This window comes from Rhodococcus sp. PvP016, assembly GCF_017832185.1.
Lineage (GTDB): Bacteria > Actinomycetota > Actinomycetes > Mycobacteriales > Mycobacteriaceae > Rhodococcoides.
Window position 1 is genome coordinate 490,491 of record NZ_JAFIBH010000001.1, and the last position, 11,738, is coordinate 502,228.

12 protein-coding genes are annotated in these 11,738 nt (G+C 68.6%); 6 read left to right on the forward strand and 6 right to left on the reverse strand.

The window, feature by feature from the left end:
- Window positions 1-98: 98 nt before the first annotated feature.
- Together JOE30_RS02200 and JOE30_RS21155 are read left to right on the forward strand one after the other, a co-directional pair.
- On the forward strand, window positions 99-1,550 hold the full coding sequence (locus tag JOE30_RS02200) for a DHA2 family efflux MFS transporter permease subunit (RefSeq protein WP_371831697.1): 1,452 nt from the start codon (window positions 99-101) through the stop codon (window positions 1,548-1,550).
- A complete protein-coding gene (locus JOE30_RS21155; protein WP_204869208.1) occupies window positions 1,543-1,995 on the forward strand; it encodes a MarR family winged helix-turn-helix transcriptional regulator in 453 nt (150 codons plus the stop codon). Before JOE30_RS02200 ends, JOE30_RS21155 begins: the two co-directional genes overlap by 8 nt.
- On the opposite strand, the gene fgd is transcribed toward JOE30_RS21155, so the two are convergent.
- A complete protein-coding gene (gene fgd, locus JOE30_RS02210; RefSeq protein ID WP_204869209.1) occupies window positions 1,955-2,968 on the reverse strand; it encodes a glucose-6-phosphate dehydrogenase (coenzyme-F420) in 1,014 nt (337 codons plus the stop codon). The two genes, JOE30_RS21155 and fgd, sit on opposite strands and share 41 nt — an antisense overlap.
- A gap of 115 nt (window positions 2,969-3,083) precedes the next feature.
- Complete coding sequence (locus JOE30_RS02215) at window positions 3,084-4,430, reverse strand: HNH endonuclease signature motif containing protein (protein ID WP_204869210.1); 1,347 nt, start codon at window positions 4,428-4,430, stop codon at window positions 3,084-3,086.
- 71 nt (window positions 4,431-4,501) lie between these two features.
- Between JOE30_RS02215 and JOE30_RS02220 the strand changes: the two genes are divergently transcribed.
- Both JOE30_RS02220 and JOE30_RS02225 read left to right on the forward strand, forming a co-directional pair.
- On the forward strand, window positions 4,502-5,170 hold the full coding sequence (locus JOE30_RS02220) for a hypothetical protein (RefSeq protein WP_204869211.1): 669 nt from the start codon (window positions 4,502-4,504) through the stop codon (window positions 5,168-5,170).
- Window positions 5,167-5,916, forward strand: a complete 750-nt coding sequence (locus tag JOE30_RS02225; RefSeq protein ID WP_307806030.1) for a 2-phosphosulfolactate phosphatase — start codon at window positions 5,167-5,169, stop codon at window positions 5,914-5,916. Before JOE30_RS02220 ends, JOE30_RS02225 begins: the two co-directional genes overlap by 4 nt.
- 143 nt (window positions 5,917-6,059) lie before the next feature.
- Here JOE30_RS02225 and JOE30_RS02230 read toward each other — a convergent pair whose 3' ends face one another.
- Window positions 6,060-7,259, reverse strand: coding sequence for a GNAT family N-acetyltransferase (locus tag JOE30_RS02230; protein WP_204869212.1), 1,200 nt, complete (start codon window positions 7,257-7,259; stop codon window positions 6,060-6,062).
- The gene (locus JOE30_RS02235) at window positions 7,259-7,975 is read right to left on the reverse strand and encodes a GNAT family N-acetyltransferase (protein WP_307806031.1); all 717 of its coding nucleotides are present in this window, start codon (window positions 7,973-7,975) and stop codon (window positions 7,259-7,261) included. Before JOE30_RS02235 ends, JOE30_RS02230 begins: the two co-directional genes overlap by 1 nt.
- Window positions 7,976-8,138: 163 nt before the next feature.
- On the opposite strand from JOE30_RS02235, the gene JOE30_RS02240 reads away from it, so the two are divergent.
- Both JOE30_RS02240 and JOE30_RS02245 read left to right on the forward strand, forming a co-directional pair.
- Entirely contained in the window at window positions 8,139-8,900 is a 762-nt protein-coding gene (locus JOE30_RS02240) for an HAD-IIA family hydrolase (RefSeq protein WP_204869214.1), read from the forward strand.
- On the forward strand, window positions 8,897-9,982 hold the full coding sequence (locus JOE30_RS02245; RefSeq protein ID WP_204869215.1) for an isochorismate synthase MenF: 1,086 nt from the start codon (window positions 8,897-8,899) through the stop codon (window positions 9,980-9,982). The genes JOE30_RS02240 and JOE30_RS02245 overlap by 4 nt, the downstream gene beginning before the upstream one ends.
- Before the next feature lie 72 nt (window positions 9,983-10,054).
- Here the strand turns inward: JOE30_RS02245 and JOE30_RS02250 are convergent, their stop codons facing one another.
- Together JOE30_RS02250 and JOE30_RS02255 are read right to left on the reverse strand one after the other, a co-directional pair.
- On the reverse strand, window positions 10,055-11,260 hold the full coding sequence (locus JOE30_RS02250) for an O-succinylhomoserine sulfhydrylase (RefSeq protein WP_204870698.1): 1,206 nt from the start codon (window positions 11,258-11,260) through the stop codon (window positions 10,055-10,057).
- Window positions 11,260-11,670, reverse strand: coding sequence for a rhodanese-like domain-containing protein (locus tag JOE30_RS02255; RefSeq protein WP_204869216.1), 411 nt, complete (start codon window positions 11,668-11,670; stop codon window positions 11,260-11,262). The genes JOE30_RS02250 and JOE30_RS02255 overlap by 1 nt, the downstream gene beginning before the upstream one ends.
- Between the last annotated feature and the right edge of the window lie 68 nt (window positions 11,671-11,738).

Genomic DNA, 11,738 nt, shown 5'->3' on the forward strand with positions numbered 1-11,738 from the left:
GCACGCCGCCGCGGGCGTCCGAGACGATGTCCCGCGGTCGCGCTGTGATCTCGGGAACAACTCTGCACTTTCTTAGCCTACGCAAGCATAATGCTTGTGTGTCCACAACTGTCTCGTCACGCGGTCTCGACCAGCGTCACAAGATGATCGTGCTGGCCACGTGTTGCCTCAGCCTGCTCATCGTCTCGATGGACGCCACCATCGTGAACGTCGCGCTGCCCGCCATCCGCACCGAACTCGGCGCGTCCGTGTCCCAACTCCAGTGGACCATCGACGTCTACACACTGGTGCTCGCGAGCCTGCTGCTGCTGTCCGGCACGACGGCGGACCGCGTGGGGCGGCGCCGGATCTTTCAGATCGGACTCGTCAGCTTCGCCGTCGGCTCGCTGCTCTGCAGCCTGGCCCCCACCGCGCCGATCCTCATCCTCGCGCGGATGGTCCAGGCGATCGGTGGGTCGATGCTCAACCCCGTCGCCATGTCGATCATCACGCAGGTGTTCACCGGCAAGGCCGAGCGTGCCCGGGCGATCGGTATGTGGGGCGCCGTAGTCGGCATCTCCATGGCCCTCGGACCCATGCTCGGCGGACTGTTGATCGAGATCTCCGGGTGGCGGTCCGTCTTCTGGATCAACATCCCGGTCTGCCTCGCGGCCTTCGTCCTGGCCGCCGTGTTCGTCCCCGAGTCGCGATCCCCGGTCGTGCGCGCGTTCGACCCGGTCGGTCAGCTGCTCGGTGTCGTCATGCTGGCCGCCCTCGTGTTCGGCCTCATCGAGGGTCCCTCGCTCGGATGGTCGTCGCCCGTCACCCTCGCCGTCTTCGCCCTGTCCGCCGCCTCGTTCGTCGCGTTCGTCCTTTACGAGAACAGGCGCGTCGACCCGTTCATCGATCTGCGCTTCTTCCGCAGCATCCCGTTCTCGTCGGCGACGATCGTCGCCGTGTGCGCCTTCGGCGGATACGGGGCGTTCCTGTTCCTCATGTCGCTGTACCTGCAGGAGGTGCGCGGCTTCAGCGCGATCGGCACGGGTGCGTCCTTCCTGCCGCTGGCACTCGCCACGCTGATCTGCTCGCCGCTGTCCGGGCGGATGGTGGCGCGGTGGGGTGCCCGCCCCTCGATGACCGTCGCCGGTGTGGTCATCGCCGTCGCCGGTCTGACCCTCACCCGCCTCTCCGCCACCACCCCTGTCAGCGCGCTGCTCGTCATGTTCGCGATCTTCGGTGTCGGCTTCGGGCTGGTCAACGCCCCCATCACCAACGCGGCCGTCGGCGGGATGCCCCGCGATCGCGCGGGTGCGGCGTCGGCGGTCGCGTCGACCAGCCGCCAGATCGGCGTCAGTATCGGCGTCGCGCTCTGCGGGAGCCTCACCACCGCGGGTGCCGCGGCCGGAATCGACGCGGGGTTCGCCGCCTCCACCCACACGGTCTGGTGGGCTCTGGCCGCCATCGGTGTGATCGTCGCGGGCCTGGGTCTGGTCAGCGCGAGCAGGCGGGCCACGCGCACCGCGGACGACGTTGCCGCACTGTTCCGGACACCGGAGCCCGCTCGTGCCTGACGGCCGGAGCCGGCCGATCGAGGAGGCCTGGGCCGCGATGACCTCGCTGGTCTTCGAGAACCGCGACACGTGGCGCCGACGGGTGGCGGCCGAGGTCGACATGCCGTTCAGCCGCGTACGCGTACTACGCCGCCTGATGTCGGGGTCGCTCACCATGACCGAACTGGCGTCGGCCGCGGCGATGGACGCCCCGGCGACGACGGTGTGCGTCAACGATCTGGAGAAGCGCGGCTACGTCCAGCGCACGGTGGAAGCCGATCGACGCAGCAAGCGCGTCACGGTCACGGACGACGGCCGCGCGGTCATGGAGCGTGTCGGCGACATCAGCGATCCGCCACCGCCATCCCTACAGCACCTGAGCACCGAGGATGCGGCGCACCTGCACCGCATCCTCGCGCGAGCGGTCAGCCCAGTCGGCGCAGACGGGGTTCGAGATCGGTCTTGAACAGCTCCAGGAACCGACGCTGATCGTGGCCCGGCGCATGGAACACCAGGTGGTTGAGACCGGCGTCGACGTACGGCTTCACCTTCTCGACGGCCTCGTCGGGATCGGACGCGACGATCCACCGCTTGGCCACCTGCTCGATCGGCAGCTCGTCCGCGGCCTTCTCCATCTCGATCGGATCGTCGATGGAGTGCTTCTGCTCCGGCGTCAGTGACAGCGGAGCCCAGAACCGGGTGTTCTCCAGTGCCGCATCGGGATCCGTGTCGTACGAGATCTTGATCTCGATCATGTGGTCGATGTCGCCCACGGACCGGTTCATCTTCTCCGCACCCTCGGCCACCGCGGGGATCAGTTTGTCGGTGTAGAGCTCCATGCCCTTGCCGGACGTGCAGATGAAGCCGTCGCCGCTGCGTCCGGCATAGCGCGCGACCACCGGGCCACCGGCGGCGATGTACACCGGGACCCCACCGTCGGGAACGTCGTAGATCGAGGCGCCCTTGGTCTTGTAGTACTCGCCCTCGAAGTCGACGCGATCTCCGAGCCACAGCTCGCGCATCAGCGACACCGCCTCACGCAGGCGCGCGAACCGCTCCTTGAACTCTGGCCATTCGCCGTCGAATCCGGTCGCGATCTCGTTCAGGGCCTCACCGGTGCCGACGCCCAGCATGATCCGGTTCGGGTACAGGCACGCCATCGTCGCGAACGCCTGGGCGATCACGGCGGGGTTGTAGCGGAACGTCGGAGTCATGACCGACGTGCCCAGCTGCAGGGTCTTCGTGCGCTCGCCGACGGCCGTCATCCACGCGAGCGAGAACGGGGCGTGGCCGCCCTCGTGGCGCCAGGGCTGGAAGTGGTCGCTCACGGTCGCCGAATCCATGCCCGACGACTCCGCCTGCACCGCGATCTCGACGAGCTCACGTGGACCGAACTGCTCGGCCGACGCCTTGTATCCCAGCTTCAGTTCCTGTGCCACACCGAACTCCTGTCTCGTAGCCGGTAGGGATCCGACTCCTGTCATGTCTATCAGTAACGACGTTCGAATCGTCGTGCGCGCAACCCTGTGCGCACTCGTCGCGACCTGACGACACCTATCCTGCCCGCCTCTCGGTCATGAGGTCGTCGAGCCGAACTTCGACGGACGACGATGACATCGGGCGCGGGGATGCCGGCGCCTCGGAGTCGTACGTGTGGCCTGTTGCGGTGCGGAAGCGGACGATGTGCAGGCCGGCGACATCCTCTCGGATCCTCGTCGTCTCCCATCCGTCCGCTTCCTTGGCGTAGTTGCAGGCAGCGCAGAGGCCCATGCCGTTGTCGGCGGTGGTCGGTCCACCGAACCGGTGTGGGGTGATGTGGTCGTGGTGACGGATCGGCGCATCGCACCACGGCGTCCTGCACGTCCGGTCCCGGATGTCGATGTATGACGCCAGCCCTGCGGGGAACGTCCGCGCACTGGACTCCATCGCCGTCAGGTGAGCTGTCGTCGGGTTCGCATACACGCGCCGCAAGGTCGCCCCGGCCCCGCCGGTGTCCACGCTGTCCGCCACGAGTCTGCGGGCCGACGCCGCAGGAACGGTGCCGTAGCCGGGAACGTAGGCAGCCTCGTCGCCGCCCGCGAGCAGAGTTTCGTCGGACATGACCATCTGCACGGCCACGGGGGCGCCCTGTGCCGCGGAGGCTCCGGTCACGCGCTCGAACAGCAGGTCGGCCATGACCTGGTCCCTGGTTCGATCTCCCGCCAGGCCGGACCCCACCATCGCGTCGGCGTCTCGTCGGAGCGTCGCGTAGACGCACACCGCCTGATCCATCGGCATCAGAGCATTCACGTACGCCATGAACTCGGGTGCGGGCCGCACACTCACCCGGCGTTGAGACTTCGCCCGAGCATTGCGCTTCACCACCGACGCCGCATCCAACTCCTGTGCGACGGCGGAGGCCATCGCGACGATATGCAGGTCTCCCTTCCCGTCCAGGGTTGCCGCCTCGGCACACAGACGTCGGTCGACTTCCCGCCGATCCTCCGCCGATAGATGTGCGGTCTCCCGCACCAGGAGCATCGCTCGATACTCGTTCAGCAGGCCTCTGCGCATCAAGGCATGGGTGTGCGGCATCTCCTGCACCACCGCCCGCGCCAGGCCGAGATAGGTGCCGCCTCGATGATGAGATTCACGGCGCGCAAGACCCACCTGCGACGCGATGCCGGCGTCCCACTTGTTCTGCGCCACCCCACGGTCGCGGCGATCGGAACGAATCACCGCTGAGACATGATCGGTCACCGAAGCCTGCGCCGCAGCCCCCACCGACTTCAACTCTTCCAGAGCCCTCACGGCGTCGATATCCGATGCGGCCGTCTCGTAGTCGTCGACAAGGCTCAATCGCGTTGCGAATTGGCGTATCTCGGCCACCGTCGGTGGTTCGAGCACTGCATATTCGATCATGAATTCCCCCCGGATCCCTGAGTCCACCCGAAGGTAGACCAAGCCTCCGACACGATCGTTAGAGTCGTCCTATGAGCAGGCTCCCCGCCGCGAACGACCCCACCGACGCCTTGGCTCGACACATCGTCGGCACCTACTTCGCCCTTCGCGCGGCGATGTCCGTCCTCGCGGTCGGACTGCCGATCATCCTTGTCGGATGGTCGATTCTCGACGGTGATCTGCCTGTCCTCGGGTCCATGAGCGAGTACTACTACAGCCCCGCGCGCGACGTGTTCGTCGGCGTGCTCGTCGGAACCGGGATCACGCTGATCTGCTACCGCGGGTACGGCCCGCTGGAGAACGGACTGCTGAACGTGGCCGGTTCGCTTCTCGTCGCGGTTGCGCTGGTTCCCACGGATCCGCCGGGCGAGAGCGACTTCGGGCTCCGCATGGCGGTCCATGCCGCAGCGGCCGTCGGCTTCTTCATCAGCTTCGCCGCGTCCGTATGGTGGTGCGCCGATGACACTCTCGACACGTCTCGGGACTCTGCTGCCCGCATCCGCCGCTATCGCATGGTCTACCGGGCGGTGGCCGTGATCGTGGTCGTCGCTCCTGTCTCGGCGCTGGCACTGGTCCTCGTTCTCCGCCAAGGCGCGTTGGCGGTGCTGGTCGTCGAAGCCGTGGCCGTGTCGACCTTCGGCATCTACTGGGCCGTGAAGTCGTACGAGCTGCGCGGAACCGAACTGGCCGAACAGCCGTGAACCCCGCACATCGCCAGCACGCATACCGCGAACGTCTCGAGTGGGGACTGCGCGGCGCCCACGCCATGGCCGCCGACGCGGACATCGCTGTGGTCGTCGACGTGCTGTCGTTCACCACGACGGTCAGTGTCGCGATCGACCGAGGTATCCAGGTGGTGCCACATCGGTGGAGTGACGCCGAAGCGGTCGCCCGACGCTTCGGCGCAGCAGTAGCCGTCCCTCGCTCGCAGTCGGGCCCCGGCCGAATCACGTTGTCCGCATCGTCGATTCGTTCGGCCGACCCGGTGCCGCAACGTCTGGTCCTTCCCTCCCCCAACGGATCGACCATTGCCGAGGCCTTGACTGCCGCCCCCGTGGTGATCGCTGCGTCCCTTCGCACGGCGACCGCGGTTGCTCGATGGATCGCCCGGACGACACCACCGGATGCCACGGTTGCCGTCGTCGCGGCGGGTGAGAAGTGGCCCGACGGGTCGCTGCGTCCGGCGATCGAGGACTTCTGGGGTGCGGGGGCGGTGCTCGCGGCCCTCGACGAAGAGCGCGGCCTGGACTCGCCTTCGCCCGAGGCACTGTCAGCACGGGCGGCGTGGCTGTCGATCCGCGGTGATGCAGCGACAGCGTTGCGAGACTGCAGCTCCGGTCGAGAACTCGAGGCAATCGGCTTCGGCGACGATGTCGCAGTCGCCGCGGAAGTGGACCGGAGCGGGTGCGTTCCCATTGTCCGGGGTGGAATGTTCGTCAGCGGCTGATGCCACCTGGTGCTTCTGCTCCCCTCGCACAACTTCTCGGCGGGATTCCGCGCGGTTCCCCGTCGAGAGGAGCAGAACGACCACTGATCGGGCAACCACCCGGCACACGGGTTGGAATCGCAGAGATCGGAGGGGAATGTGCGTCAGAATCCGACCCCGGCGAAGGGCGCCGACGCGGTCCGGAACAACGCATCGGCCGCCGCGGGCTCGCCCTGCGCCAGGCCCGCGGTCACCAGAGCGGACCACGACGTCCCGCCGAGCAGCACCGATGCCAGATCTCGGACGTGCACCGTCAGATCCGGCGCCGCGTCGACCACCCGTACGCCGTCCGGCGCGACGGCGTAGGTCCCGGCGTTCTCCGGCAGGTCCGGGTCCTGCACGGCGATGGTCACGGGGTCCCCAGCCCCGTACGTGCGCGCGGACAGAGCCGCGGACACGTCGAGGATGCGCAGCCAGGTCTCGTCCTCGGTGCGATCGAGCCGTACGGATCGGCGATCGTGCATCAGCAGTGGCAGCACGGTGTCGACGGGCAGAGCGGGAAACGTGATGCGGTCGACGAGGTCGAGCCGCAGGAGGAAGCGGACCAGATCGGCGAACACCGCGTCGTCGGGCGCATGGAAGTCTTCGACGACCACCCGACGGTCGTTCCCGGACCACCACGTCCGCGGGTCGCGCGGGCGGTACCGGACGTATCCGTCGTCGACCCCGCCGGTGGAGTGCACCGCGTTCCACACCGGACCCGTGTCGGTCCGCCCGCGCAACCTCGACGCGTTCCACCAGACGGGCAGTCGGGTGATGGTGCCCGGTCGACTCGACGGGTGCGCGGCGACGATGCCGGCCTGCACATCGAACACGTCCCCGTCCTCGACGAGGCGGACGGTGCCGCTGGACACGGCCTCGTCCCGCACCGACGCACGGGCCGTCACGACTTCCGCGGACACGGACGAGGTGGCGACGCCGTAGCCGTAGCGGCCGTAGATCACCGCCTCGGATGCGCGAAGCGAGGCGACCACGCCACCGGCATCGCGCGCGTCCCGCAGCTGACGCCGCAGCAGAGCGGACACGACGCCGCGGCGGGTGTGGGTCGGCAACACCCCGACGTGGGTGACGGCGAGATGGGGGACCCGAGCACCGCCCGGCAGCGTCAGAGTTCCGCGGGCCGAATCGGTGGTCCCGACGAGACGATCGCCGTCGAAGGCACCGTAGGTCCGACCGGGCTCGCGCAGACTCGCGATCTCGTCCTCGGTGACCTGCAGCGTGGGCAGTCCCACCATCGCGGCGCGGAAGACACGCTGCGATTCCAGCAGGTCCGACCGCGACTCGAGAATGCGGATGTCGACCATCAGGCGACCTCCGCGATGGTGAGCGTGGTCTGTCGACGCAGGACGAATCCGAGGGTGTCGTACAGCGCGACGGCTCCGGTGTTGGTCACACTCGTGTGCAGGAACGGCACCTCGCCCCGCTCCCGGATGCCGTACCCGACAGCGCGGATCAGGCGGGTGGCCAGGCCCTGCCCTCGGTGATCGGGGTCGGTGCACACGGCGCTGATCTCGGTCCAGCCGTCGGGATGCATGCGTTCCCCGGCCATGGCGACGAGTCGCGACCCGTCCCGGACACCCAGGTACGTGCCCATCTCGATGGTCCGCGAGCGGAACGGGCCGGGCCGGGTGCGGTGCACGAGATCGAGCATCTCCGGCACGTCGTCGGCGGTGAGCACCTGCGCGGCCGGTTCCGGCTCGACCATCAGCGCGGATCCGTCGAACTGCAGCAGCCCGATGCGGTCGAGAACGCGCCACCCGTCGGGCGGGGTGATGCCGTCGCCCCGCAGTGCGGCCTGTTCACCCACCGGGAGCAGGGCGCCGAGATCGGCCCAGTCCTGCGCCGTCATGTCCTCGGGGTGACCGAAGAATCCGGCCACCTCGGAGTGGTAGCGCGCGATGCGGCCCCGCCATTCGGCGAATCGTGAGTGGGCGCCGACGAGGGACGATCGGATGGGATCGTCCAGTGGATGCGCGTCGGGGAGGGTCGGGATCACCGGAACTCGGTCGTCGCACTGCACCAGGCCACTGTAAGGGTCGGCTCCGACGCCGCGGCGCGTTGTGGTCGCGACGATTCCGGAGGGGCAGAATGGTGTCGTGAGCCCCGACAGAGTGAGTCCTGACGACGCCGTGCGACCTGCCGATGCTCCGTCCGCGACGGGGACGCCCCCGTGGACGTACCTGATGGACATGGACGGTGTCCTGGTGCACGAGGAGCACCTCGTCCCCGGAGCGGACCGTTTCCTGAAGGAACTCCAGGACACGAACACCCCGTTCATCGTCCTGACGAACAACTCGATCCGCACCCGTCGCGATCTGCAGGCACGCCTGCGCCGGACCGGCCTCGAGATCCCCGAGGAGTCGATCTGGACGTCGGCACTGGCCACCGCCACCTTCCTGGGGAACCAGCGACCGAACGGCACCGCGTACGTGGTCGGGGAGTCCGGCCTGACGACGGCCCTGCACGACATCGGCTACATCATCACCGACATCGATCCCGACTACGTGGTGCTCGGCGAGACGCGCACGTACTCCTTCGAGGCCATCACCACCGCCATCAGGCTGGTCGAACGCGGCGCGCGCTTCATCGCCACCAATCCCGACGCGACGGGCCCGTCACGCGACGGATCGCTGCCCGCGACCGGATCCGTCGCCGCGCTCATCACGCGCGCGACCGGACGCGAGCCGTACTACGTGGGCAAGCCGAACGCGCTGATGATGCGGTCCGCTCTGCGGGCCATCGGCGCGCACTCGGAGAACACGCTGATGATCGGCGACCGCATGGACACCGACATCGTGTCCGGGCTCGAGGCCGGTCTCCAGACCATCCTCGTGCTCACCGGTATCTCCACCCCGGCGAGCGTCGAGATGTACCCGTTCCGGCCCACCCGGGTCATCGAGTCGGTCGCCGATCTCATCGGGCACACCGCGAACCCGTTCGGATGAGATTCGTCTACTCCCGACCCGACCGCAGCGTCGAGGCGACGGGCACTCGGCAGGCGTTCGACCACATCGACGACGCGCGCGAGGCCCTCGAGGACGGGTCCGCGCGGGTTCTCGTGGGGGCCATCGGTTTCGACGCATCCACGCGGTGTGCGCTCGTGGAGCCTGCGACGTTCGACCGGCGCGACGAGCCACGCACACCGGAGCCGGTCACACTCCCCGGAGCCGTGATCGCCTCTCAGAACCCGCCGCCCGACAAGCACGTCGCGCGGGTGCAGCGCGCCCTGACGGTGCTGAACCATCCCGGATCAGCGCTACGCAAAGTGGTGCTCGCGCGGTCGATCACGCTGGTGTTCGACGCCCCGCTGTCACCGACGGCGTTCGCGGACACGCTCATCGAGGCGAATCCGATGCACAACGGTTTCGCCGTCGATCTCACCGCGGCGGGTGGTCCGTACTTCGGCCGCCATCTGGTGGGCTCGAGCCCGGAACTCCTCGTGCGACGCACCGGCACCGAGGTGATCTGCCGACCGTTCGCCGGAACTGCTGCACGGCACCAGGATCCGGTAGCTGACGAGCAGGCGGGCGCCGACCTCCTCGCCAGCGCCAAGAACCTGGCCGAGCACCGCTTCGTCGTCGACGCGATCGCGGAGGCACTGGCCCCGCTGTGCTCGGAGGTGTCCGTGCCCGACGGCCCCACCCTCACCAGCACGCCGGCCGTCTGGCATCTCGCGACCCCGATCACCGCGACTCTGGCCGACCCCGCCACCACCGCACTGGATCTCGCGCTCGCACTGCACCCGACACCCGCCGTCGCGGGCAGCCCTACCGACCTGGCGCTCCAGACCATCGATCTGCTGGAGTCCGGCCGCAACCGCGACTTCTACGCCGGCACGGTGGGGTGGTGCGACGCGTCGGGCGACGGTGAGTGGATGGTGGCCATTCGCTGTCTGGACATCGCCGCCGACGGCCTCAGCGGGGTCGCGACGGCGGGTGGCGGCATCGTCGCGGACTCGGACGCGAGCGCCGAGCTGGACGAGACGACGGCCAAGTTCGCGACGGTGCTCAGGCCCTTCGGGCTCTGACCTCGACCGGGTGCGCGGAGCCGCGGATACCGCGGCTCAGCGCACCGAAGCCGGCCGATGATGCACTCGGCTCTACCGAGCGAGCGCTCCCGCCAGATCGCCGAGCAGATCCTCGAGGTCCTCCAGACCGACGGAGATACGCACGACTCCGTCCGTGATTCCCACGGCTGCACGCCCTTCCGGGCCCATGGCCCGGTGGGTGGTGGTGGCGGGGTGCGTCGTCATCGACTTCGCGTCACCCAGATTGTTCGAGATATCGATGATTCGTAGCGCGTTCAGGAACTCGAAGGCGCGCGCCTTGCCGCCCTCGAGCTCGAACGTGACGACGGTGCCGCCGCCACTCATCTGCGAGACCGCGAGGTCGTGCTGCGGGTGCGACGGCAGGTACGGGTACTTCACCCATGCGATACCCGGCTGCGCCTCGAGGAACTCCGCGACGGCGAGAGCCGAGGCGTTCATGTGCCGCACGCGGAGCGGCATCGTCTCGAGACCCTTCAGCAGCGTCCAGGCGTTGAACGGGCTGAGCGCGGGCCCGGTGTGACGCATGAGCGTCTGCACCGGACCGTCGATGTACTCCTTCGATCCCAGGATCGCGCCCCCGAGCACGCGCCCCTGTCCGTCGATGTGCTTGGTCCCCGAGTACACCACCACGTCGGCGCCGAGGTCGAAGCTGCGCTGCAGCACGGGCGTCGCGAAGACGTTGTCCAGCACCACCTTCGCGCCGGCCGCGTGCGCCATCTCGGTCACGCGCCGGACGTCGACGAGCGACTGCATCGGGTTGGACGGCGTCTCGAAGAACACCGCGGTGGTGGGCACGGCGAGCGCCTCTTCCCACTGGTCGAGGTCGTCGCCGTCGACGAACACGGTCTCGACTCCCCACCGCGGCAGGATCTCGTTGCACACCACGAAGCACGAGCCGAACAGGCTGCGCGCCGCGACGAGTCGGTCACCGGCCTTCAGCAGTGCGCCGAGCGCGGTGAAGACCGCGGACATACCGCTCGAGGTGCCGAAGGCCGCCTCGGCGCCGTCGAGCAACCGCAGCCGCTCCTCGAACATCGTCACGGTGGGGTTGCCGTAGCGCGAGTAGACGAAGTGGTCGATGTCGCCGGTGAACGCCTGCTCGGCGGCCTCGGCGCTCTCGTACACGAAACCCGAACTGAGATAGAGGGCCTCGGCGTTCTCCTCGAACCCCGAGCGGTTCAGACCGCCGCGGACACCGAGGGTTCCCTGCCCGACCCCGTCGGGCAGGGGCTTGGAGAACCCGCCGCCGGTGGGGATCACTTCTGCCGCCAGGGCAGTCCGACGGCGCGCCACCCGGCGCTGCCGCGGTGACCCTCGGCGTCGGTCGCGCCCTCGAAGCCGTCGAGCACGTTGTAGGCGGGTCCGAGCCCCGCAGCGGTCGCGGCCTCGGCAGCACCGATGGACCGTTGCCCGGAGCGACACAGGAAGACCACGGGGCCTCGTTCGATCCCGGCGGCACGGACCTCGTCGACGAAGTTCTCGTTCCTCGCGCCGTCCGGGTAGCCGACCCACTCGACGAAGGCCGTCGGCTTGTCCAGCGACGAGATGTCCGGGACACCCACGTAGCTCCACTCGGCGTGGGTGCGGACGTCGACGAGCGAGGCCTCCGGATCGGTGCTGAGAAGTTCCCAGGCCTGCTCGGGCGTGATGTCTCCTGCGTAGCTCACGACACCAGTTTCTCACATGGTCGACTCGGCCCGATATGTCCGATAGTCGCAGCGTACGGCCTCGAGGG